This is a genomic window from Methanofollis formosanus, from assembly GCF_019633745.1.
Classification (GTDB): domain Archaea; phylum Halobacteriota; class Methanomicrobia; order Methanomicrobiales; family Methanofollaceae; genus Methanofollis; species Methanofollis formosanus.
The window spans coordinates 1,812,096-1,834,624 of sequence record NZ_CP037968.1; the positions used below are offsets into that span (position 1 = coordinate 1,812,096).

Below are 22,529 nucleotides of genomic sequence, written 5' to 3' on the forward strand. Positions count from 1 at the left end.
GAGCCCTATCGCTCTCAGAAAAATGTCTGTCGTAGGAGTGGGAAACGGGGGAGGAGTTCCCCCGTTGGAGGGAGTGTACGTGTATTGTTGCACAGGTGGGAGGGTGTCCGCCCCCCCGCCGGATAAATGTTGACTATTGAGAGGTGGTAGTATGCAGGCGCCGCCTGTGTGTCGTGATGCCTTTGAGTTAGGTGATAGCTGGTGCCTGCTGCTGTGTGTTCCTGTCTGTTGCTGCCGCCCTGTCCGAACTTCCCCGGGTCCGGCAAGGCACCGGCGATCACTATGTTGCTTTTGGTTACATATATCATTTTCGGTTATTGCATGGCATTGTAGGTGGCGATATGGCTGGACACAATGCCCTCCCACCAACGAAACCGATAAGTAGTGGCCGGTGGCAGATTAAATACGGCATGAACCCCTATCCTGAAGAGATCTCCCGGATCCTGGACCGACTGAAGGCAAATCCGCGTGGCATGTCGGTCAGCGATCTCTCACGGGACCTCGGGGTCAATAGAAACACCGTCTCCCGGTACCTTGATATGCTCCTCATCGCCGGCGAGGTTGAGATGCGCACCTATGGCAAGGCCAAGGTCTTTTATCTCTCCCAGCGCGTCCCCCTCTCGGCGGTGATCAACCTCTCCGCGGACGGCGTCTTCGTCCTCAACGACCGGCTCACCGTCGTCCAGGTCAACGACCGTGTTCTTGAGGTCGTTCAGGCCAGCCGGGACGAAGTGGTCGGAAAACCGCTGGGTGAATCCCGTCTCTCGGCCTTCGACCATCCCCTGATCAGAGGGCGTATCGAGGCCGCCCTCGAAGGCCAGGACGTCGTTGAGGAGGTCAGACTGCTCAAGGCCGACGGCGAACTTTTCTTCAGGATGAAGATCCTCTCGACCGTCTTCAATGACGGGAGTCCCGGGATCACCATTCTTCTCGAAGACATCACCGAGCAGAAACGTTCGGAAGAGGCGCTCAGGGAAGGAGAAGCAAAGTTCAGGGCTCTTGTCGAGGACATCAACGACATCATCTGGAACATTGACGAGGCATGGGCCTTCGTCTATGTCAGTCCGAAGAGTTTTGACCTCCTCGGCTACGCCCCGGAAGAGATCGAGGGGCATCATATCATGGACTTCGTCCCCCCGGCAGAGCATGAGAAGGTGCAGCACCGTCTCGAAGAAGCGATCGGATCGGAGAAGCCCTTCTCCCTCGTCTCGATCCCGATGACCCACCGGAACGGGAACAGGATCGTCTTTGAAGCGAGCGGGACGCCGAACTTCGACGAGATCGGATCGTTTGCCGGGTACCGGATGGTCGCCAGGGACGTCACCGGCCGGCAGCAGGCAGAGCGGCGGGTCAGGGGATGGAAGTCGTTTCTCCATTCGATCGTTCAGAACATCCCAGACATGGTCTTTGTCAAAGAGGTCGGAAGCGGGACCTATGTCTTCTTCAACCGGGCGGCCGAGGCATTTGCCGGCGGGTGCTCGGAAGACCTCGCCGGTAAGAGGGACGAGGAAATCTTCCCGCCCGACCTTGTTCCCTTCATGTGCTGCGGCGAGGACGAGGTGCGGAGGCAGATGGCCCCGTACGACTGTCCGGAGACGGCGGTCACCCTGCGAGAAGGGGAAAAACACTACCTTCAAGCCAAGAAGATCCCGATCACGGGCGAGGACGGCGGGCTGAAATATATCCTCTCCATCATCTGTGACATCACCACCCATGTCAGGGCCGACCTTCTCCTGCGCGAACAGCGCGACCTTGCCCTGGCCCTTGGTTCGGCGACCGGTCTCGGGGAAGCGCTCTCTCTCTGTCTCCAGACCTCGCTCCGCGTATCAGGGATGGAAGCCGGTGCGGTTTTTTCGGTCGACGAAACGACTGGGGATATTGTTCTTGTCAGTGCATCCGGCCTCTCTGAAAAATTCTCTGCAGTGATGGCCAGGATCCCCGCGGGCCCGACGGTGCGCCGTCTCCTCGAGGGCGGGGTGCTCTCCTGTCCCGGTGCGGTGCTGGCGGCGGCCGACCCGGCACTTTCCCCCTTTGCAGACGAGGCGCTTGCCGTCGTCGCGACCAGATCGATCCTGTACCCTGACCGCCCGGTGGCGCTTCTCATCGTGGCGTCCCGTCGCCAGGCGGCGGTCCCGGCCTATGCCACCCATGCCCTCGAGACGGTGGGTGCCCAGGTGAGCAATGTGATCGGGCGCATCCGCGCGCGGGAACGGGTCAGGATGGAACGGGACCGGGCCGAGCGGTACCTCGATGTGGCCGGGGTGATGATCGCCGTGATCGGGACCGACGGGACGATCGAACGGATGAACCGGATGGGGTGCCGGATCCTCGGGTACCGCGAGGCCGACCTTGTGGACAGGAACTGGTTTGCGACCCTGGTCCCGGCATCCCTGCGCGAGAAGTATGAAGGGAACTTCAGGCGGTTGATGGAAGGGACGGTCGTCCCGCCCGAGGAAGAGACCACACCGGTCGTCACCAGGGACGGACGGGAGGTGGCGGTCCTCTGGCACAACGCCATTGTGCGGGACGAAAACGGGTGCATCACCGGCCTCGTCTCCTCCGGCAGTGTCACCGGCCCGTAAGCGTATATGGGCATGAGGCGATATCTCTCTATGACGCGACCCTCTGACCCGCTTCTCCTTTCTCCTGAGGAAGCCAGGAAACAGGAGGTCTTTTTTTCGGCTCCACGGGTGCCGAGACGGCTGGAACGGTTGATCGAAGAGCACATCGGCAGAAAAACCGGGAAGGCCTGGGACGACAGGGTCGTCCTCGATCGGATCCGGGCGGCGGTCATCGCCCAGAAAGGGCAGTACTGGGCCCGGGGCCGCCACCGACAGATTTCGTACGAGAAGGGCTACGACGTCCTCGCCTATCTGGCCTATCACTTCCCGGTTTACCTGGTCCAGACCGACCTCCTCCTCCACCGCCTCGTGACCGAAGGGCTTGTGCCCCGCCATCTGCGGGTGCTCGATGTGGGGTGTGGGCCGGGCGTCGTCTCGGCCGCGGTCGTCGACTATTTCGGGAGGCTCGAAGGGGCGACCGCCGAGGTCACCGGGCTCGACCGTTCGGAGGAGAACCTCGAGGCCTACGCCGCGATCGTCGGGCCCTATGCCGGACACAAGGGGGTGGTCTCGATCAACGAACCGGTCCTGGCCGACCTCTGTCACCCGCCTGAAGACACCCTCGCCGGTCCGTTCGACCTCATCGTCTTCTCCAATGTCCTCAACGAACTCCGGGATGTCGGGCCGGAGGAGAAAGCCGCGCTGGTTGCCGGATACGCGCGCCTCCTTTCCGCCGGGGGGTCGATCCTCATCGTCGAACCCGCCGAGAAGGAGACCTCCACTGGTCTGCGCGAGGTGCAGCGCGCCCTCGTCGAGAGCGGAATGACGGTCTATGCCCCCTGCACCTATCTCTGGGGCGCCCCATGCCAGCCCGAACGCTGCTGGACCTTCGAGAGCGGCCCTGAGATCAAGCCCCCGCGACTGATGGAGGCGCTTGCCGCCGGGAAAGAGGGGTATCGGTTCAGGAACACCGACATCAAAGTCTCGTACGCCGTCCTGCGCACCGACGGCCTCACCCGCTGGGGAGCGCTGGAGAGGCCGGCCAAGACGGCCCGCCTCGGTGCGCTCTCCTCCCATGTCGGCCGGCAGGTCAACCTCTGTGCCGCCCGTATGTCGGGAGAGATCGGGGACGAGAAACGGCATGTGGTCAAGGTCTGCGACGGCACGACGAAGAAACCGGTCTATGCCGTCCTCCCCGAATATGCCAGAAACAAAGGCAACGAATCCCTTCTGGCCGCAGCATATGGGGCACCCCTCCTTTTCACCAACGCAAAGGTGAAGTACAACAAGGAGGCCGACACCTATTCGGTGATCGTCGGGAAGAAGACGACGGTCACTCTTCTGGACGGAGGTGAGGAGTCCTGAAACCTCAGGAATGGAAACTCGTGCTTTTTCTGGTGGTCATTGCGGTGGCCGGGGTCTTCGCCTCCTCCTCGTTTTATGACATCTTTGCCGGGAACGGCGGGGAGGGCGAGACGCTGTATCAGGTCTCGACCCTCAGTGCTCTCCTGGAGGGGGTGTACGACGGTGAGACCGAGATCGGCACTCTGCTGGAGAGGGGTGACACCGGGATCGGTACCCTCAACGCCCTTGACGGCGAGTTGATCGTCCTGGACGGCAGGGCCTGGCAGGTGCGCGGCGACGGGTCGGTGCATGCTGTTGATCCCGCAGTAAAAACGCCCTATGCCTCGGTCACTTCCTTCAGCCCTGACATCACCCTCGACCTGGCGGGCCCCTTCGACCTCCCGGCCCTCGAGACGGCGATCATGGATGCCCTCCCCTCGGAGAACCTCCCGTGCGCCGTGGTGGTGGAAGGCACCTTTACCAACCTCACCGCCAGGAGCGTTGACCGGCAGGAGTCCCCATACCCGCCGCTCGTCGAGGTGACGGCAGATCAACATGTCTTCTCCTTCGACCGGACCGAAGGGACGATGGTCGGGTTTTACCTCCCTGCGTATCTGGAAGGGGTGGGCGTCTCGGGGTTTCATCTCCATTATCTTGCCGATGACTGGAATGGCGGCGGCCACCTCCTCGGGTGCACGGCAGAGCGCGTCAGGATTCTGCTCGATATAACGCCGGAATTAGACCTTTCCCTGCCATCAAGCGGGCAATTCCTCGATATTGACCTTTCAGGAGACCGAAGTGGGGATATTGCGGCTGCAGAGAGGGGCAGGTAACCCTGACCCGTTCCTGCGGGATTTTCACTTTTTTTGGACATCTGTAGAATCCACTGGACACTTGAGCACATTTCTTTCGGTGGGATCCGGGAAAACTCCACAGATTGGGTTTTTAGCCGCAATTCCAGAGATCTGGGGCTATTGATTTGGGGCAAGATATCGGCTTATCTGCCTGAAAAATCAGAAATTTATCTTAAAATTCGCGATTTGTGGAATATCTGTTCGTTTCCGCTTCAGAAGAGAATATTAGAAATATTACCAATTCCAATCTTTCAATCCGATGAAAAAAACGGTAGGAAGAGTCCTTGGGGTGCTTGTGTTTCTGGCACTCGTTTTTGCCCCCATCGACCAGACCGTGCTCCCGACGTCGGCGAGATATGTCGCCGCCGTCACGCTTCTGATGATCATCTGGTGGATCACAGAGGCCGTCCCCCTTGAAGCAACCGCCCTCCTGCCAGTGGTGCTCTTTCCTGCTCTCGGTGTTCTGACGCCGACGGAAGCGACGGCGCCTTATGCCGACAAAGTCATCTTTCTCTTTATGGGCGGTTTTATCATCGCCATGTCGATGCAGCGATGGGGTCTCCACCGCAGAATCGCCCTCAACATCATAAAAGTGGTTGGAACGAGTCCGAGACGACTGATTCTCGGGTTCATGATCGCGACTGCCTTCCTCTCGATGTGGATCTCCAACACCGCCACGGCGATGATGATGATCCCAATAGCGATCGCGATTATCACCACCGTCATCCCCAATGCCAGCACCCTTCTCAAAGACATGACTCCGGAGCAGCGGGATTTCTCTGAGGCCATCGTCATCTCCATCGCCTATGCGGCGAACATCGGCGGGATCGCCACCCTCATCGGCACCCCCCCGAACGGCATCTTCGCCGCCCAGATGAAGGCCCTCTTCCCGGCCGCGCCGGCGATCGATTTCTTCTCGTGGATGAAGTTCGGCGTTCCGTTGGTCATGATCTTCATCCCGCTCACCTGGCTCTGGCTCACCTATGGTTCGTATCGTCACCTCCCCACGAAGGTGGCCCATGCCGGTGACATCATCGACCACCAGATGGAGGATCTCGGCCGGATGAGCCGCGGCGAGAGGTGGACGCTGATGGTCTTTGTCCTCACCGCCCTTGCCTGGATCTTTGCGAAGACCAAGTATATCGGTGACTTCACCATTCCGGGTCTGGACATGTTCTTCCCCGGCATCCACGACTCGACGATCGCGATCGCGGGTGCCCTCCTCCTCTTCCTCCTCCCGGTTGATCGCAAGAAGGGGATCTATACGATGGACTGGGAGTGGGCGGTGAAGATACCCTGGGGGATCCTCATCCTCTTCGGCGGCGGCATCTGCCTCTCGGTCGCCTTCATCAAGAGCGGGCTTGCGAACGTGATCGTCGACCAGCTCGCCATGTTCGGCGGACTGCCCATCGTCCTGATCGTCCTGATCGTCGGGATCGCCGTCTCGCTCCTCACTGAAGTGACCTCCAACACGGCGATGGCCTCCCTGATGATGCCGATCATGGCGGTGACCTCGGTCTCGATGGGGATCCATCCCTACATGCTGATGCTCACCGTGGCCGTCTGTACCTCGATGGCCTTCATGCTCCCGGTCGCCACCCCGCCGAACGCCGTCGCCTATGCCTCCGGGTACATCGACATGAAGGACCTGATGCGTTCGGGCTGGGTGCTCAACTTCATCGGGGTCGGGCTCTGGACCTTCTTCATCTTCACCGTCGTGATGTGGGCTCTCGGCTTTACCCCCGCCCTCCCTGACTGGGCGACGATGCCGGTCAAATGAGGGTAAGGTCGGAGGCCGACCCGACCACCACCTCTTTTTTACCCTGATAGGTCTGGACCGTTCCCGCGACTTCCATGAAGGCTCCTTCTTTCACCTCTACCCTGGCCGCGACGGCGGCGGGCAGGAAGACCCGCGTCCCGTTCACCTCGGCGAGGAGGTGGCCGCCGCTCAGGGCGCGCACATTTTTTACCTCACCGCGGAGAAGGACGAAGGCCCCATCCTCTGCCTCGGGGCTCCAGGGTGCGGCAAAGGCCGCGCTCCCCGCGTGATCAAGGCCCAGGTGAACAAGCATAAGAAGGGCCGATATGCCGATCAGGATGAGGAGGGCACGTTTTTCGGGAAGATCAAACACCATTAATATATCCGCTCTATTTATATAAGTGCCCGATACCTTCTTATGTTAACGTTGTTAACTATAGTGTATGCACCAAACCTCCCTCCCTCCTTCCTCGAGGAAGGTACTCCTGATCCTTGAGGACGGTGGTGCGATGACGCACAAGGATCTCGTCAGGAGCTCGAGCCTTGCTCCCCGGACGGTCAGGTACGCTCTGAAGAGGCTGAAGGAGAACAACCTCATCATCGAGAAGTTCAACTTCAAGGACGCCCGCCAGATCATCTACGAGTGCAGGCCTCAGGAAGCTGCTGAGGCGGTCTGAACGCAAAGAACTCTCTTTTTCTGGCTGTGTAGTCCCGGGCGCGGGGACGAGAAGACGCCTCAGGCATACTGCATGAAAGATTCTTTCACAGAAACTCTCATCGGTCACGTTCATTCTTCTGCCTGACTGTCCCTTCGGATCATTCCTCTCACCGTTTTGCAGAATGGAGCGTGAGCCCAGGGTTCAGGCATACGCAATGTGAGTATTCCTGTGGCTCCTTGGCGTGAGGACGGATCGGTTCCTGATCCTTATCCTTGAGCGTTTCTACAAAGCCGAACGAACAGCACTCGGGCATCGTGCCGCACTCCGCCTATCTCTTCATGCGAGACGGCGGAAAATATGCCGTGATAGAGGGGCGGCACATTCTGAGCACCACAGCCGTCCCGTTGTCATGACCCCGGAGATAGAACCGGACGGGAGAGAGCACGCCATCCCGTGCCGTCCCCCGTCCTATCTTCTCGCGAAATGACAGAAAAGATTCAGTGATGAGGGGACGGCTCATTTGGATCGTCACGCTGTTCCGTATTCATGACCCCGGAGATAGAACCCGGACAGAAGATGGCCAACCTCTTCTCAGCAGGATCACGCGCTCCATGCCGCCCCCGCCCTATCCTCTCGCGAGACGCCGGGAAAGATCAGGTGATAGGGGGGCGGCACGTCCTGATCATCATGCCGTCCTGTCAGCATGACCGCGAGGATTGGACCGGGACAGGAAAGAGCAGATCTCTTTCCAGCGGGATCACGCATCCTGCCACTCCCCATCGAAGAGGGCCGGCAAGAGGATCGTGCTTCAACAGGGGACGTATTTCGTCGGCCCCCCACGATCCGGTCAGCGTCTCCTCCTCGCCAGGTAGAGGAGAAAGAAGACGACGAGGATGCCGGCCGCATAGATCGGTCTGTGGTCCCGGTCTTCATTCGGTATCGGTCTTCCTGCCTTCCAGTCGGCCTCGAAGGCGGCGGCAAAGTACCCTGCGGCCTCGGGATCTTCGATGATGAGCCCGGCCTCCCGGTTGAAGTCTGCCGAGTTGTCGTTCCAGTTGATGCTTGAGATGAGCACGCTCCGATTGTCGACGATCACCCCCTTGGTATGGACCTTCACCAGTCCGGCGGCGTCCAGGTCGATGCACCACGCCTCGAGTGGGAGTCCTTCTGTCCGGGCGACCTCGTTGATCCAGGCCGCCATCTCGTCGTTGTCCTTTGCCCCTTCGACATTGAACCAGGCGGCGTCCAGGAGCACCCGCACCTCCACCCCCCGCCTCGCGGCATCGATCGCCGCGGCCAGGAACCGGTTCGGCCCGCCTGCGGTGCTGTTCCTGATGGACGCCTGCTCTATGAGGACTCGCTCCTCTGCGCCGGCGATGATATCGGTGACCAGCGCACTCGTTTCCGGGGCGAGGACGGGCGTCACCCGCGCCCCCCTGACGGTCAGCGGGGAGAAAGCCGGGTCGTACTCCCCGTATCCCTCATCGTCTCCAGGCCTCCCGTCGGTGGGCGCGGGAACGATGTCGCCCCCGCCGGTGTCCCACCGGTAGACCGCGGCAAAATACTCCGCGACCTCTCTGTCCTCCACCCAGACCCCCCAGCCCCGGTTTCCTCGTGTGCCGGGTTCGGGGATCCCACTCGGTTTGAAGTTCTCCGAGGTGATCAGGACGCTCTCGTTGTCGACGACGAAGTACTTCGCATGGTTGAAACGGTACTTTGCGTGGGCCTCGGGCGTCGTGGTCATCATCATGACCCCGGCCCCGTGAGCGGCGAGCGTCGCCGCGACCGCCTCTTCTTCAGGCGGGATCCCGCCGACCGGTCCGCCCTCCAACAGGACCGAGACCGCCGCGCCCCGGTCTCTCGCCTCTCCGAGCATCGCCGCGATCCCCGGATGGGTGAACTCGTAGACATTCACCTCGACCTGCTCGTCTGCGGTGTCGAGGGCCTTCTCGAAGACCTCATACGAGCAGTCAGGGGAGACGAAGAGAGTGACGGTGACGTCCTCGAAAGTCTCGGGGAAAAACCGCGACTGGCCCAGGAGGCGGGGGTGCGGGTCCCAGACGTTGTTCTCCAGAAAGTGGACCTGCCCCTCCCTTGCCTTCACATCTTCAGGCCACCCGACCTCCTGGACGACGGTCCCGCCGACGAGAAGGGCGATGCTGTCCTCTTTGTTGGCCAGCCTGAACTTTCCGCCCCCGAGCACCTCCGGGACGTCCGGGTCGGTGTTCATGATCTCGTAGTCGGGTCGGCGGCCGTGCGTCAGGAAAAATCCGGTCGCCTCTCTGGCCACCGTCACCCGACCCCCCGCCGTCGAACCTGGCGGGAACGTGAGCGTCCCTTCGCCGTCGGTGACGGCGACACCGTCGAGTCTCCCCGCTGCCTCGAGGACGAAATACTCGTCGGGTTCCCCGGCGCGGTAGGGGTCGGGACAGAACTCGACGATCTGGACGGCCGCCACCGGCGCCGCGAGGAGCGCCAGGGCGATGAAGAGGCAGAGGGGGGCGCGCCGCAGCATGGATCTCTGTGGACCCGTCCTCGTTTTTATACCTCCCTCACCAACCCTGATCCCATGGAGCCACCGGTCGTCGTCAAGATGGGAGGGAGCCTGATGGACCGTGCCGGTCAGGTCGTCGCCGAGATCCTCGCCGCAGGCCGCCCGGCTCTCCTGGTGCCCGGCGGTGGGGATTTCGCCGACGCCGTCCGCGCCCTCGACCCCCCCGCCACCCCGGCCCACTGGATGGCTGTCTCGGCGATGGAGATGTACGGGTGGTACCTCTCCTCGTTCGGGCTGCACCCGACCGGATTCCTCGCGGTCCCTGACCGTCCGTCGGTCCTTCTCCCGTACACCCTCCTGCGGGCCCGAGATCCCCTTCCCCACTCCTGGGAAGTCACCTCAGATACCATCGCCGCCTGGGTCGCCGGCGAACTCGGCCTCCCTCTGGTGCTGGTCAAATCGGTCGACGGACTCAGGAAAAACGGTACCGTTCTCTCTGAAGTCAGTGAACCCTATCTCTGCGAGGAGGTCGATCCTTTCCTCCTCCCCTATCTCTTCGAGCACCATATCGGGGCGACAATCGTCAATGGCCGTGTACCCGGCCGTCTTGCTGCGCTCCTCAGAGGGGAGCGGGTGGTCTGTACCCGCGTTCATCCAAGCATTTAATTGTCGCCAGGTGCAAAGATCAATAACTCTTTATTGGGGATTTTCTATGGCTATGGAAAAATGCACCTCATGCAATGCACCGCTCGCAGAAGACGGAGCGACCAGGTTCCCGTGCCCGAAGTGCGGGAATGAGATCAGGCGCTGTCCGCAGTGCAGGGAACAGAGCATCGGATACACCTGCGCCAAGTGCGGATTCCAGGGGCCGTGAACAATATGGGAAAAGTAGCTGTTATTCTGAAACTGATGCCCGAGTCAGCCGAGATCCCGATTGAGACGCTGAAAGAGGCCGTCAAGGTTGCAGTGCCGGACGTGGACGACATCCAGGAAGAGCCGATCGGCTTTGGTCTCTCGGCACTGAAGGTGGCTGCGGTCATCGAGGACGAAGAGGGTGCGACTGACGCTCTGGAGTCCAAACTCGCCGCCGTCGAGGGCATCGCGAGCGCCGAGATCACCGACGTCAACCGGATGATCTAAAACTACTCCAATTTTTCCAGAATTTCTCTCGTGATTCCCCGGATCTTTCCGACCGACTCACGGAAAGCTTCAAGTTCGCTCTCCTCGATCCGGATCGGTACCGGCGAGACACCCCGGCGGTTCACCCGTGCCGGCACCCCGATACAGGTGTCGCCGACATTGTGGACCTCGCTCTTGATGTAACTGGAGACCGTCAGGATCCGGTTCTCGTTGCCCAGGATCGTCTGGACAAGGGTGGCGATAGCGTCGCCCGGGCCGTAGATGGTGGCCCCGCTGTTTTTGATAATAAAACTCCCGCTGCTCTTGACCCGCTGCATCATCTCGTCGATCGGCAGACCCGAGAACGCCGGCAGGTTCGAGATCCTGATGCCGCCGATCGTCGTTGCCGACCAGAGCGGGACCATGCTCTCCCCATGCTCGCCGATGATCCTGGTGTGGACCTCGCTCACATGGACATGGAAGTAATCGGCGATGAGGGCCTTGAGCCGCATCGAGTCGAGGTGCGTGCCCAGGCCGAAGACCTGTTTGGGCTCCATCCCTGAGTATCGGAGGGCGACCGCGGTCATCACGTCGACCGGGTTTGAGACCATCAACACGATGGCGTTCGGGGCGTGGCGGCCGACCGACTCTGCAATCGGTCTGATGATCCTGGCGTTCGCGAGGGCGAGATCGATCCGGTCCTGCCCTTCGTGCCGCGGAGCACCGGCGGTGATCACGATGATGTCTGAGTCGGCGCAGTCCTCTTCGCTGGTGCTCGAGGAAATTTCGGTCCAGATCCCTCTGGCGGCACACGAGTCGGTGAGGTCATGAGCGAGTCCGGCAAGCAGATTTTCTCTGCCCGGCCGTCCCATCAGCAGCACCTCGTCCACATGCGGGATCCCGGCGATGGGATGGGATGCAAAAGAGCCCAGTCTCCCGGTGGCTCCGATGATCGTAACTTTTGCCATAGAAATCAAGAGTTGGGGACGGGTCCTTGGTCGACAATGCGTGCCTGCACTTGCCGGGGCCTCCCTTCTCCACCCCGCACCCCCATGGGCGCCGTACGTTCACGGTAAGTCTGCTCCCTTCCGGGCCTGGACCGGTTTCCGCGACAACAGGTCTCCGCTCCCTCCGGAGCATCGATCCCTGGCCGTCGACCTCATGGGACAAGGCTTCTCAGTCGGGAAGCACAGGGCGCCTGCAGATCGCCAAGGCCTTCCTCGGACTTCGCCCTCCGCGTATCGGCGTTTTCGGATGACAGGTGACGCCTAACCACCCGGGCTAGTCCCCATATGTACTATGGCTCACGGGATAAATGCCTTCCCTCCGCCGGCCCTCTTCCACCGATCGAGTGTGGCCGTTTGGGCCTCGCGTTCTTCTTTTCCAAAGATGTCGAGCGCGGTAAGGCTCCGTGGGGCCGCCGGGAGGACGGCCGGGAGGCGAGCGAAGTCGCCCTGATAGACGGCGATGTGCTGTTCTCCGAGGCCTTCGGCGACGAGGACGGGCTCGCTGCCGACGGCAGGGAGGTCGGCGCGCCCGGTGTGGAGGACGACCTCGTCGATGAGCAGTGCCTCGCGGTTTGCCATGAGGTTGACCGCGGTCCAGAAGGCTGCGGGACCGTAGGCGTCGTTGAAGACGACTTCAGGTGTTCCGGTGAGGGCGGCGGCGAGGCCGAGAGTGCCGGCGCCGCAGCAGGCGTCGACAAAAACCGTTGGGTTCTCGCGGCGTATCGCCCGTTCGACGGCGCGGATCTTCGGGTTGACCGGGCGCGGGAACTCGAGGTGGAGGCGCGAGAGTTCTTTGTACACCACGAAGTCGCCGAACGAGGTCGGGAAGATGTTGGCCTGGACATCGCACCCTGCCAGGAGAGTGTGGGAGACGAGGGTGCCGTCAGCGCCGACACCGGGGACGGCCGCGCTGCTCTGCACGACACCCTGCACCTCGGGCACCTCGTGGACGATCCGGTCGGCCGTCGTCCGGTCGGGGTGTGGGGAGAGAAGAACCAGGCTCTGCGCAGAGAGGAAGGGGGGGGCGCTCATCGCAAACCCCGGGTTGACAAGTGGCGTGGCGATGGCCCCGAGTGCTTCGGTGCCGTTGATAACTCCCTCATCGGCGAAGATGAGGTAACAGGCGGCGAAGACATCGTCGATGAACCGGCGGCCGCACCGGCAGGGGGTCGCCGGTTCGTAGTCTGCAGGGAGAGGACACCGTTTGTCGAGGGGAACGGCGGCGCATCTCTCGCAGGGGGTGAAGACATCCGGGAGGGTGGCGAGAACCGACCCTGCGTCCTGGAGACAGGCGGCACCGCAGACCGGGCATTGCATAGAAAGGGGTGGGATGCGGCGGTATATATCTGCCCGCTTTTTTTGTATGGATAAAATGGTGGCGACGGCTCTGCAACCGGGAGCGTGCCGGGCCCTGGTCTTTGTTTCCGTGGCAGTGCATACAGTGGGATGGGTCCGACTATTATGAAAAAATATATATAAAGAGTTGTGTTCTGGATAGTAGAACCGCTTGGCGGAATATGGGGGGATTTGGGATGAAAAAACTGATCCTGTTCTGTGTGCTCCTCTGTGTTGCAGGGGTAACATGTATGGCGGGGTGTACTCAACCGGCGCCGTCGACGCCGACGCCGACACCGACACCGACACCGGTTGAAACAACGGTTGAAGAAACGCCTGCCGGGGTTACGGGGAATGAGACCGGGATGGAAAACGAGACCGGAACGGGGGCGGAGGTTGCCGACACCGTGATCAACGAGATGATCAAGGCAGGGAATTATGTCGCATTTCTTGACTATGTTTACCTGACCGGCGTCAACGAGGACCTTTCCGGTCCGGGACCATATACGGTCTTTGCGCCTCTCGACGAGGGAGTGGAGGAGTATATCTCACAGGACAAGGAGACCGAGATGCGAGCGTATCCTGAGGTCGATCTGCGACCTTTAGTCCTCGGTCACATCGTGGAAGGCACCTATACCTCGGCGGACCTTACAACGCCCACCAACCTGACGACGCTTGCCGGGACCACGATCGAGGTCGCGACCGTCGACGGCGCCGTGACGGTGAACGGCATCAAGGTGGTCACGGCTGATCTCGAGGCCGGCAACGGCGTGATCCACGGGATCGAGGGCGTAATTTTGCCGTCGGATTTCTGAACTATTCTCTTTTTTCCGCTCGTCTGGAGAGGGCCCGTCTTCACCCCGGCACCCCGCCGAAGACATCAAGCACTCCACCGAAGATGAGTTGCACCGCGAGCGCCGCGAGGAAGATCCCCAGCACCTTCTCGAGCACCAGCACCCGTTCATGGGTGAGGTGCCGGGCCAGAGCATGGGAACTGAGGAAGATCCCGTAGTCGATGACCGCGACACCGAGCACCATCCCGGAGAGGAGGAGCAGATGGGAGAGGGCTGTCGCCTCGCCGGAGAAGACGGTCAGGGCCACGATGCCGATCGGGTTGAGGAGGAGCGGGATGGCCATGGGGTAAATGGCCATCTCCATGAGGCGCTCCTCGCTCACCGGGCCGAGGTCTTCGTTCTCCCCGCCGGCAAGCACCATGCGCAGGGCGAGGACCAGCAGGATCAGGCCCCCGGCGACGGCGAGCGCACCGCGGGAGAAATGCAGGACCCGCATCATGAGCGATCCCGCGAGGAGAAGAAAGATCGCGATGAGCGTAGCGGTGCCGACCGTTTTTCCGGCGACCTTTCGCCTGACCTCGGGACCGGCGCCCCTGGTAAGGGCCATGTACACGAGCAGCACCTTGACCGGCCCCATGCCGATGAAGATGATGAGAAAGAGGTCGAGAAGGGGGAGTTGGGTCGTCATCTCATCTCCCTGACGGCGGCGTGGTCGATCTCATCTTCAGTCCCGCAGGCTCACTGCAAGCGCATCTCCCACGAGGGCAAGCAGATCGACGAGAGGGGAGAGCATGATGGTGCTGAAGAGCGTTGAACCGAGAAAACCCTGCCTCCTTATCCATGCGGCAGGATAGAAGATCGGTATGATATAGTTTCCCTCTCTCTCTGTCCACCCTCTCACCTGCCCGATTATTCAGCGGGCCCGAGGAGTCCGGCAATCCACCGCGTCTCCTCCGAGAACTCCAGCGCGGCCTTCGCCATCAGCGTGAGCGGGACCGCCAGAAAGAGGCCGGGGACGCCCAGCACCCAGGTCCAGAAGAAGACCGAGAGGACGATGACGAGCGGCGAGAGACCGAGGCGCCGTTCGGCGGGGTCGGCGATGAACACCTTCCTGGCGACAACGTCGACGACGGCGATCCCGACCAGGACGACGAGTGCCCCACCCAGGCCGTGCTGCAGCCATGCCAGGCCTATGGGAGGGACGGAGGCGATGGGAAGTCCGAGGAATGGGATGAAACTCAGCAGAAAGATGAGCAGTCCCCACAGGAACGGCGTCTCGATCCCGAGGGCCAGAAAAAGAGCGGACGTGACGAAGCCAGTCGCCAGACTTGCCCTGAACTTCGCGGCCACGTAGCCGTTCAGGTTCTCGCCGAACCTGATGAGGTGGTCCACGACCGACGCCTCGGTCTTTTTCTCTTCGGTGATTCCGGAGACCTCGAGGAGCATGAAGACGGTGACGATGATGATCACCAGGAAATCGATCACCAGCACCGTGAGCCCGGCGAGGATCGTCTCCAGGGGTGGGACGAACGTCCCGTCTCCTGGCGAGGCGGGGGGCTGAAGGTTGAGGTCGATCCCCCATCCGGCGAGCACCGCCTGAAGCCCGGCGGTCTGGGTCTTCAGGAGGTCCTGGTAGGCGGGCACCGCCCGGTCCAACTGGATGACCGAGGTGCTCAGAAAGGCGATGAGGGCCAGACTGACGCCGACGATCCCTCCGATGCAGACGAGCACGGCCACCCATCCGGGCACACCCTTTGCCTCGAGGCGGTGGACGACCGGTGTGGCGAAGATGGAGAGGACGAAGGCGACGAGGACCGGGTTCACCAGGGCGGCGGCGAGGTGCACGCCAGCCGTCAGGACGGCCACGATGATGATGAGGTGGGCGAGCGACGAGAGATCGGCGTCCCCGGTCATACCACTCTCTCCGGTTATTTCCTTCCGGACGGGAAATGTGATCTGAGGATGGCGACCGACTCCAGGACAAAGAGGACACAGAAAAGGATGGCCAGCAGGAACATGACAACGATGAAGAGGGCGAGCGCCTCATCCGAACCGATCCCGAGGGCCGCCGCCGCCGGTTCTAGGGAGCCCGGGAACTGCGCAATAAGAACGGCGAGACTGAGCGTGATCATCAGGAGAATGGAAAAAATAGGGATTTTTTTCATATCCGGTCTGTCACCATATCACTCTTCTTTCTCCTCCGGTTTCCCCTCTTCTTTCAGTTTTTCAACGCGCTTGGAGAAATCCGCAGCCTTCTCTTCGATCTCTGTCGAGAAGATCCTCCCCGCCTGGAAGAGGACGATGATCGCCCAGATGACCAGGAGCACCAGGATCACGCCGGCGAGCACCCCGAGGATTCCGGCGATCAGCGGCAGGAAGAAGAGGTAGGCGATGACGGCCAGGAGCACGTACCCGATCAACCTGAACCCGGTCTGGTAGCGGCCGAGTTTCTCTTCCGAGACTTCGCCTTTGGAAAACGCGAGCGTCGCATACCCTGCAATGGCGTTGGTGACGTCGATGACTTCCTTGAGGATGGCGATGAAGATGATGATGAGCGCGACGATGACGATCCCTGAGATCAGCGACTGGAGCCCGATCAGGCCGAGGAAGGTCGGGTCGCTCAGTGTTCCGGCGAGTGGGATGAAGATGTAGACGGCAAAGAGCCAGATCAGAAAGGCGATGACAATCTCCACGATGATCTTCGGGAGACTGTCCGCGATTTCCCGTTTGGATTCGTTATAGATCTCTTCACGAGTGACCATACAATCACCAGGCACACCGAAATATAAAAATAAACATATATATCTGCCGGTGGCGGGGTTGACCGGAGGGCGGGCCAGACCGTGTAGCCGTTGCATGAAATTTTGATATTCAGGTATTTTTTCCAGGTCTCCTCTTCTCTCCTGAGAACGTTTTTTTCGCGCCATCCCGGGCATCGTGACGATCGAAGATCCGTTGATGGGGCTTTTACGGCATGAACCCCGCGTTCAGGCATACGCGATTGAACATTCTTGTGGGTCACTGGTGGGCAGGGATCCGCGCTCCCCCTCGGAGGAGGAGAAGAGAGGGGAAGACTGTTGCATTGCCGCCTCCGGTGCGATCGATGGGGAAAGGCGGTTGAATGATGCTCGATCCAGGAAAAGGAGAAATTTTGGCTTTGTAGAAATCATCTTGATGGTTCTCTTCGCCGGGGGGCTGGCCGCCCCCCGGTCCCCCCGCATCACGATAGGGAGGGGGACTGCACCCCCCTCTCTGTAGTCATCTTTCCGCCTTCCCGACCCTATCGCAATCCCGGGGGTCCGGGCGGCAACCGCCCCCGGCGTGAGCATGAGGGAAGGTGATGGATTCAGTTCACAGGGGGGTTGTGGTGATGAAAAGAGGATGTTTTCTACAGAGCCGAAATTTTCTACAGGGCCGGAGAACTCATTTTCTTCTTCGCGCCCGGTTTGCACCCGGTGAGATCTCGCTGGCAGCCATCGTTCGATGATCGGAGCACGCATGCGCCGTACTCCCGGTCGTTTACACCCGCGCCCGGATCACGGCCGGGAACCCATCCCTCTCACCGGTGCCGGGTGTTCTCCAGATCGTGTGCAAATTATCAGGGGTACCTGTACACACTTCTCTCTATGTACTCTGTACTCTGATCCGGATAAGGATCGGCTCTTTCCCGTGGTCGTCTGGTTTTCACCCGCGGGGTGCAAACCGGGCGCGAAGGTGGAAGGGTCGTCGTCGGTCCGGACGTCCGCCTTCGCCGTCCACTCGCGGTGATCCTGGTGATCGAACACGAAATCATGTTCCTGGCGTTTTTCGGATCATGACACCACGCAGGAACAGCATCGAATTGCCGCTCCGTCTATCCTCGTCGTGGGGGATCCGCTCCTCGCGAAAAGGAAGAAGCATTCCATCGTCGCTCTGTCCTATCCTTACAGGAGGGATCTGACCGGGCCTGAGATCTCGATGAAAATAATCGCAAAATTATTCAATCGGCGATTTTAAAAAGACGTATCTGCTCTGTTCTCGAAATTTATTGAGATTCCATGGATCAGAGGACGATCGCGTACCTGGCAGCCGTCTTGAATGCCTCCTTTATCGGCCTGAGTTTTCTCTTCGTCAAGGAGTCCCTCGACTCTGCCGAACCGTTCACGACGCTTGCCTTCCGATTTACGCTTTCGTTGCTGGTGATGCTGGCCCTGGTCGCCGTCGGGGTGATCAGCGTGCGCCTCCCCCGGACCGGGCTCCGCGATCTTCTGATCCTCCTTCTTGCCCAACCGGTCCTCTTCTTCTCGTTGCAGGCCTTCGGTCTCCTCTCGATCTCGTCGTCGGAGGCCGGGATCATCTCGGCTTTCACGCCGGTCTGTGTGGGGATCCTCGGCCTCGCGATCCTGGGCGAGCGGGTCAATGCAAAACAGTTCGTCTGCTTTTTCGTCTCCATTGCGGGGATCGTCTACCTCTTCCTGATGGAAGGGACCGGGGAGGCCGGGGTCAGTATGACGGGCCTGGTCCTGACCGTCCTCTCGGTCTTTGCGACCTCGCTGTACATCGTGATGGGCCGGCGCCTCTCGCGCACCATCGACCCCGTGAGCCTCACCTTTCTCATGATGCTCTGCGGGTGCGTGGTCTTTCTCGCTGCGGCGGTAGGGTGCGAGGGCCTGGACCTCGACGGCACGCTCGTGCTGCTCGGGAGTACCGATTTTCTCGTCGAGATCCTGTACCTCGCCCTCTTCACCTCGGTCGCGACCTCGTTCCTCGCGATGTACAGCCTGAAAGAACTGGAAGCGGCGCGGGTGGGGATCATCCAGAACCTCTCGGTCGTGGTCTCGGTGGTTGCCGGGGTGCTCGTGCTGCAGGAGACGTTCCTCTCTTACCATGCGGTTGCGAGTCTCCTGATCATCGCCGGGGTGGTGCTCGCGAACTATTATGCCGACCCTGAGAAGGATGAGTAGACCGCCCGGCCCGCCCCGCACAATATATTTATTCGATCCCGTCCAGGATGCTCCATCTCCCTGGCACCCCCCGTGCCAGGGCCCCTGTGAGATGCGATGAGGAGATACCGATGATTGAAGAACTGCCGGAAGGGGCGGGAAATGTGCTCGGGTTCAGGATCAGCGGCGAAGTCACCGATGAGGACTACACCGAGGTGTTCATTCCGGCACTGTACGAGGCGATCGAGCGGTACGGTACCATTCGCATCCTCATCGATATCGTCGACTTCAAGGGCGAGGACTTCGGGGCGATGCTCGAGGACATCAGGCAGGACTCGAAGGTCCTCTTTATCGAGAGGGAGGCGATCGTCGGCGGGGAGGAATGGGAGAGGAGACTGACCGCGGTCCAACCGTTCTTTTTTCTCTTTCCCGATACCGACGTCAGGTTCTTCAGGGAAAATCAAAGACGGGCGGCATGGGACTGGATACGCGAGAGGATGAGGGTGCGGTAGTGCGGATCGTTTTCCTTATCCTGAGGGGAATGAAAAAGAAGATGAATGGGCCCGGAGGGATTCGAACCCACGGCCGTCCGGTTATGAGCCGGACGCTCCACCACTAAGCTACGGGCCCGGAAAGATCAGACTGATATACATCGCCCTGTCCCCTGAAATAATTTGTGCGCTCCTCTGAGATGATGCGTCTCTCCCACCACGGGAGGGGTGCCCCTCCCCCTGCGCTCTGCCAGGACCGGAGGGTTTTTCATTGTGCGCATATGAGTACAAAATATGTCTGCGCACCGGCGGTCAGCTCAGGCCCCCGCCGGCCGCGGAGGTGGAATATAGATGAAACTCGCAATTGCACAGGACGGAGAGATCGTCTCGGCGCATTTCGGACACTGTGAGAGCTACGCGATCTTTGAGGTTGAAGACGGGAACCTCGCCAGGCAGGCCGACCTCCTCAGCCCCGGCCATGAGCCCGGGCGTCTCCCGGCTTTCCTCGCCGAGAACGATGTCAAAGCCGTCATCGCCGGCGGGATGGGCCCGCGGGCCGTCGACCTCTTCCATATGAACGGGATCGAGGTCTTCCTCGGGATCGCCGGGGAGATCGACGCCGTAGCCGCGGCGTACGCCGCCGGCGACCTTGCCTCAGGGGAGAGCACCTGCACCCACGGCGAAGAGGGACACGAAAACTGTGAGGGACACGAATGATCGTCTGCATCACCGCGAAGGGTGAGGGCGCTGACGCCGCGGTCGAACCCAGGTTCGGGCGGGCGCCGTACTTCGTCTTCGCCGACACCGAGGCTGGAACCTTTGTCTCGGTCAAGAACGAACTCGTCGATGCCGCCGGCGGGGTCGGCCCGCGTTCCGCCCAAGTGCTCGTCGACCACGGCGCCACGATCCTGGTCACCGGGCAGATGGGAGGCAATGCCGCCACCGCTCTCAAGGCGGCCGGGATCAAGGCCTACAGCTTCGGGGACGCGGCGACCGTGGCTCAGGCCCTTGAGAAATATACGCAGGGCGGTCTCTCAGAGATCCTCTGATCCCCGGCCATGAAGATCGTGGTAGCCAGCGGGAAAGGAGGGACCGGGAAGACCACGGTCTCGGCAAACCTTGCCTACGCCCTCGCACGACGGGGCGGGGTGACCCTCGTCGACTGCGACGTGGAAGAGCCCAACCTCCATCTCTTCTTTCCCGGAGAAAGCGAGAAGAAGGGAGTACCGGTCCCGGTCCCCGCGATCGATCCCGAACGCTGCACTCTCTGCGGGGAGTGCGGGCATTTCTGCCGGTACGGGGCGCTCACCGTCCTCAAGGACCGCGTCCTCTTCTTCGCCGAACTATGCCATTCGTGCGGTGGATGCACCCTCGTCTGTCCGGCCGCCGCCATCACCGAGGTCGGCCGGGAGGTCGGCGTGGTCGAGACCTCGCATCCTCTCCCCGGCCTCACCCTAGTCTCGGGCGTGATGCACGAGGGCGAGGTCCTGGCACCGAAGGTCGTCGCCGCCGCCAAGGAGGCGGCCGGTGACGAGGGACGGATCGTCTACGACGCCTCGCCGGGCGTCGCCTGTCCGGTGATCGAGACCCTGGAAGGAACTGACTTCTGTATCCTGGTCACCGAGTCGACGCCCTTCGGTCTCCACGACCTCGACCTCGCGGTGCAGGCGGCCGCGGCCCTCGGGATTCCGGCCGGTGTGGTGATCAACCGGAGCGACGGCGAGGACGAAGCGGCCCTCGCCTTCTGCCACGAGCACGACCTCCCGGTCCTGATGACCATCGCTTTCGACCGCGAGGTCGCGGCGGTCCAGAACCGCGGCGGGCTCATCGCCCGCGATCTCCCGGGGTGGGAGGAGCGGTTCGCCGGGCTCTGGGACGAGGTCGCCGGACGCTGTGAGGTGAAGGCATGATCCGACTTGCCGTGATCAGCGGGAAGGGCGGGACCGGGAAGACGATGGTCGCCGCCGCCCTTGCCGATCTCTTTGCGACCGGGCAGGTGCTCGCCGACTGCGATGTGGAGGCCGCCAACCTCGGCCTCCTCCTCGGCGGCGATCTGATCGGTTCCGAACCCTTCATGGGTCTTGAGAAGGCCGAGATCGACCATGAGGTCTGTCTCTTCTGCGGACGGTGCGAGGCCGCGTGCCGCTTCGACGCGATCCACGAAGAGGCGAAGGAGTATTACGTCGACCCCCTCAAGTGCGAGGGGTGCGGCGTCTGCGTCCATGTCTGCCCTGCCAAAGCGGTGACGATGCGCCCGTACCAGGCCGGCGAGGTGCTCGCCTCCTCGACCCTCCGCGGCCATCTCTCCCATGCCAGGCTGTACCCGGGCTCGGGCAACTCGGGTTTGCTCGTCCATGAAGTGAGAAAACAGGCCGAGCGGATGGCCGGCGAGAGTCGGCTTCTCCTTGCCGACGGTCCGCCGGGAATCGGGTGCCCGCTCATCTCGACGGTCAGCGGGATGGACGCCGTGGTGGCCGTTACCGAGCCCGGGCTCTCGGCCCTCCACGATCTCAAGCGGGTCGTCAACGTCTCCCGGCGTTTCGGCGTGCGGATCTTTGTGGTCATCAACCGTTTTGATCTCGAACCGGGCGTCTGCCAGGAGATTGAAGATTTCTGCGAGGACGAAGGACTGCTCCTCCTCGGCAAGGTGCCCTTCGACCCGGCGGTGGTGGCCGCGGTGCGCCGGGGTGTGCCGGTCACCTCCGCCGACTCACCGGCGTCAGAGGCCCTTGTGCGGATCAAAGAGAAACTTGCCGGGGAGTTCGGTCTGGATGGATGACAGTGGAGAGGGCCGGTGGTGCGGCCGTGGACGGGGACGGCCCAGGGCCCAGCGGATGATCCGGGGGGGCGCTTCGTTCCGGTGTTTCGGCCCCCTCTGCGGACGGCCTGGGGAGGTCGTCCTCCTCCTGCCCGAGGAGGTGGAGGCTCTCAGGCTCGTCGACCTCGAAGGACTGGACCAGACGGCGGCGGCCGAAGCGGTCGGCGTCTCGAGAAAGACCCTCTGGCGCGACCTCCACGAGGCCAGACGCAAAGTCGCCGACGCCCTCGTCCACGGCAAGGCGATCCGGATCGCCGGATGCGGACGGAGCCAGGGGGAGGGGTGTCCCGGAGTGGACGGCCCTGAAGAGTGATTTTGTACCGTTCTGATCCGGTGGCCCGGTAGGCGGTTTCTCTCTGTTCTTTCCCTGAG

Annotated in this window: 24 protein-coding genes, 1 tRNA gene and 1 other RNA gene; 16 read left to right on the forward strand and 10 right to left on the reverse strand. The window is 61.6% G+C overall.

Going from position 1 to position 22,529, the window contains the following annotated elements; translation table 11 throughout:
• Positions 1–341: 341 nt before the first annotated feature.
• The 4 genes from E2N92_RS08230 (at position 342) to E2N92_RS08245 (ending at position 6,539) form a co-directional block, all read left to right on the forward strand.
• On the forward strand, positions 342–2,582 hold the full coding sequence (locus E2N92_RS08230) for a PAS domain S-box protein (RefSeq protein ID WP_220680715.1): 2,241 nt from the start codon (positions 342–344) through the stop codon (positions 2,580–2,582).
• Positions 2,583–2,612: 30 nt separating this feature from the next.
• Positions 2,613–3,926 carry a small ribosomal subunit Rsm22 family protein gene (locus E2N92_RS08235; protein ID WP_220680716.1) on the forward strand — a complete coding sequence of 438 codons (1,314 nt, stop codon included), beginning with the start codon at positions 2,613–2,615 and terminating at the stop codon, positions 3,924–3,926.
• Between the two features lie 20 nt (positions 3,927–3,946).
• Positions 3,947–4,738, forward strand: a complete 792-nt coding sequence (gene budA, locus E2N92_RS08240; RefSeq protein ID WP_220680717.1) for an acetolactate decarboxylase — start codon at positions 3,947–3,949, stop codon at positions 4,736–4,738.
• Positions 4,739–5,018: 280 nt separating this feature from the next.
• Positions 5,019–6,539: an SLC13 family permease gene (locus E2N92_RS08245; protein ID WP_220680718.1), complete on the forward strand. Its 1,521-nt coding sequence runs from the start codon at positions 5,019–5,021 to the stop codon at positions 6,537–6,539.
• Here E2N92_RS08245 and E2N92_RS08250 read toward each other — a convergent pair.
• The gene (locus E2N92_RS08250) at positions 6,532–6,894 is read right to left on the reverse strand and encodes a hypothetical protein (protein WP_220680719.1); all 363 of its coding nucleotides are present in this window, start codon (positions 6,892–6,894) and stop codon (positions 6,532–6,534) included. The genes E2N92_RS08245 and E2N92_RS08250 overlap by 8 nt on opposite strands.
• Positions 6,895–6,961: 67 nt before the next feature.
• On the opposite strand from E2N92_RS08250, the gene E2N92_RS08255 reads away from it, so the two are divergent.
• The gene (locus E2N92_RS08255; RefSeq protein WP_220680720.1) at positions 6,962–7,195 is read left to right on the forward strand and encodes a winged helix-turn-helix domain-containing protein; all 234 of its coding nucleotides are present in this window, start codon (positions 6,962–6,964) and stop codon (positions 7,193–7,195) included.
• Between the two features lie 829 nt (positions 7,196–8,024).
• On the opposite strand, the gene E2N92_RS08260 is transcribed toward E2N92_RS08255, so the two are convergent.
• Complete coding sequence (locus E2N92_RS08260) at positions 8,025–9,692, reverse strand: phospholipase D-like domain-containing protein (protein WP_220680721.1); 1,668 nt, start codon at positions 9,690–9,692, stop codon at positions 8,025–8,027.
• A 54-nt stretch (positions 9,693–9,746) separates the two neighbouring features.
• Between E2N92_RS08260 and E2N92_RS08265 the strand changes: the two genes are divergently transcribed.
• The 3 genes from E2N92_RS08265 to E2N92_RS08275 are packed head-to-tail and all read left to right on the forward strand — an operon-like array spanning position 9,747 to position 10,811.
• Complete coding sequence (locus E2N92_RS08265) at positions 9,747–10,337, forward strand: amino acid kinase family protein (protein ID WP_220680722.1); 591 nt, start codon at positions 9,747–9,749, stop codon at positions 10,335–10,337.
• 52 nt (positions 10,338–10,389) lie between these two features.
• On the forward strand, positions 10,390–10,545 hold the full coding sequence (locus E2N92_RS08270; RefSeq protein WP_425515750.1) for a zinc finger domain-containing protein: 156 nt from the start codon (positions 10,390–10,392) through the stop codon (positions 10,543–10,545).
• A gap of 5 nt (positions 10,546–10,550) precedes the next feature.
• Positions 10,551–10,811 (forward strand): elongation factor 1-beta, encoded by a 261-nt coding sequence (locus E2N92_RS08275; RefSeq protein ID WP_220680723.1) that lies wholly within the window; start codon positions 10,551–10,553, stop codon positions 10,809–10,811.
• A gap of 2 nt (positions 10,812–10,813) precedes the next feature.
• Here E2N92_RS08275 and E2N92_RS08280 read toward each other — a convergent pair whose 3' ends face one another.
• From E2N92_RS08280 to E2N92_RS08290, 3 genes are all read right to left on the reverse strand, one after another.
• Entirely contained in the window at positions 10,814–11,758 is a 945-nt protein-coding gene (locus E2N92_RS08280) for a malate dehydrogenase (RefSeq protein WP_220680724.1), read from the reverse strand.
• Positions 11,759–11,770: 12 nt separating this feature from the next.
• An RNA gene (gene ffs / locus E2N92_RS08285) (signal recognition particle sRNA) lies at positions 11,771–12,082 on the reverse strand.
• 12 nt (positions 12,083–12,094) lie between these two features.
• Positions 12,095–13,114, reverse strand: coding sequence for a hypothetical protein (locus E2N92_RS08290; protein ID WP_220680725.1), 1,020 nt, complete (start codon positions 13,112–13,114; stop codon positions 12,095–12,097).
• Positions 13,115–13,329: 215 nt separating this feature from the next.
• Here E2N92_RS08290 and E2N92_RS08295 point away from each other — a divergent pair, with 215 nt between their 5' ends.
• The gene (locus tag E2N92_RS08295) at positions 13,330–13,947 is read left to right on the forward strand and encodes a fasciclin domain-containing protein (protein WP_220680726.1); all 618 of its coding nucleotides are present in this window, start codon (positions 13,330–13,332) and stop codon (positions 13,945–13,947) included.
• 40 nt (positions 13,948–13,987) lie between these two features.
• Here E2N92_RS08295 and E2N92_RS08300 read toward each other — a convergent pair whose 3' ends face one another.
• The 4 genes from E2N92_RS08300 to E2N92_RS08315 all read right to left on the reverse strand — a co-directional run bounded on the left by E2N92_RS08300 (position 13,988) and on the right by E2N92_RS08315 (position 16,688).
• The gene (locus E2N92_RS08300) at positions 13,988–14,614 is read right to left on the reverse strand and encodes a MarC family protein (RefSeq protein ID WP_220680727.1); all 627 of its coding nucleotides are present in this window, start codon (positions 14,612–14,614) and stop codon (positions 13,988–13,990) included.
• 221 nt (positions 14,615–14,835) lie between these two features.
• A complete protein-coding gene (locus tag E2N92_RS08305) occupies positions 14,836–15,840 on the reverse strand; it encodes an AI-2E family transporter (protein WP_220680728.1) in 1,005 nt (334 codons plus the stop codon).
• A 14-nt stretch (positions 15,841–15,854) separates the two neighbouring features.
• Positions 15,855–16,091, reverse strand: coding sequence for a hypothetical protein (locus E2N92_RS08310; RefSeq protein ID WP_220680729.1), 237 nt, complete (start codon positions 16,089–16,091; stop codon positions 15,855–15,857).
• Between the two features lie 18 nt (positions 16,092–16,109).
• Positions 16,110–16,688 (reverse strand): hypothetical protein, encoded by a 579-nt coding sequence (locus E2N92_RS08315; RefSeq protein WP_220680730.1) that lies wholly within the window; start codon positions 16,686–16,688, stop codon positions 16,110–16,112.
• 1,275 nt (positions 16,689–17,963) lie between these two features.
• Between E2N92_RS08315 and E2N92_RS08320 the strand changes: the two genes are divergently transcribed.
• Together E2N92_RS08320 and E2N92_RS08325 are read left to right on the forward strand one after the other, a co-directional pair.
• Entirely contained in the window at positions 17,964–18,869 is a 906-nt protein-coding gene (locus E2N92_RS08320) for a DMT family transporter (protein WP_220680731.1), read from the forward strand.
• A gap of 110 nt (positions 18,870–18,979) precedes the next feature.
• Positions 18,980–19,360, forward strand: a complete 381-nt coding sequence (locus E2N92_RS08325; RefSeq protein WP_220680732.1) for a SpoIIAA family protein — start codon at positions 18,980–18,982, stop codon at positions 19,358–19,360.
• A 46-nt stretch (positions 19,361–19,406) separates the two neighbouring features.
• Here E2N92_RS08325 and E2N92_RS08330 read toward each other — a convergent pair.
• Positions 19,407–19,478, reverse strand: a tRNA-Ile gene (locus tag E2N92_RS08330).
• A 212-nt stretch (positions 19,479–19,690) separates the two neighbouring features.
• Between E2N92_RS08330 and E2N92_RS08335 the strand changes: the two genes are divergently transcribed.
• Genes E2N92_RS08335 through E2N92_RS08355 form a run of 5 tightly spaced genes read left to right on the forward strand, consistent with a single transcriptional unit; the run spans position 19,691 to position 22,470 of the window.
• Entirely contained in the window at positions 19,691–20,056 is a 366-nt protein-coding gene (locus tag E2N92_RS08335) for a NifB/NifX family molybdenum-iron cluster-binding protein (RefSeq protein ID WP_220680733.1), read from the forward strand.
• Positions 20,053–20,388 carry a NifB/NifX family molybdenum-iron cluster-binding protein gene (locus tag E2N92_RS08340; RefSeq protein WP_220680734.1) on the forward strand — a complete coding sequence of 112 codons (336 nt, stop codon included), beginning with the start codon at positions 20,053–20,055 and terminating at the stop codon, positions 20,386–20,388. The genes E2N92_RS08335 and E2N92_RS08340 overlap by 4 nt, the downstream gene beginning before the upstream one ends.
• A gap of 9 nt (positions 20,389–20,397) precedes the next feature.
• Positions 20,398–21,249, forward strand: coding sequence for a nucleotide-binding protein (locus E2N92_RS08345; protein WP_220680735.1), 852 nt, complete (start codon positions 20,398–20,400; stop codon positions 21,247–21,249).
• Complete coding sequence (locus E2N92_RS08350) at positions 21,246–22,118, forward strand: ATP-binding protein (RefSeq protein ID WP_220680736.1); 873 nt, start codon at positions 21,246–21,248, stop codon at positions 22,116–22,118. The genes E2N92_RS08345 and E2N92_RS08350 overlap by 4 nt, the downstream gene beginning before the upstream one ends.
• Positions 22,111–22,470, forward strand: a complete 360-nt coding sequence (locus E2N92_RS08355; protein ID WP_220680737.1) for a DUF134 domain-containing protein — start codon at positions 22,111–22,113, stop codon at positions 22,468–22,470. The genes E2N92_RS08350 and E2N92_RS08355 overlap by 8 nt, the downstream gene beginning before the upstream one ends.
• The last annotated feature ends 59 nt before the right edge of the window (positions 22,471–22,529 follow it).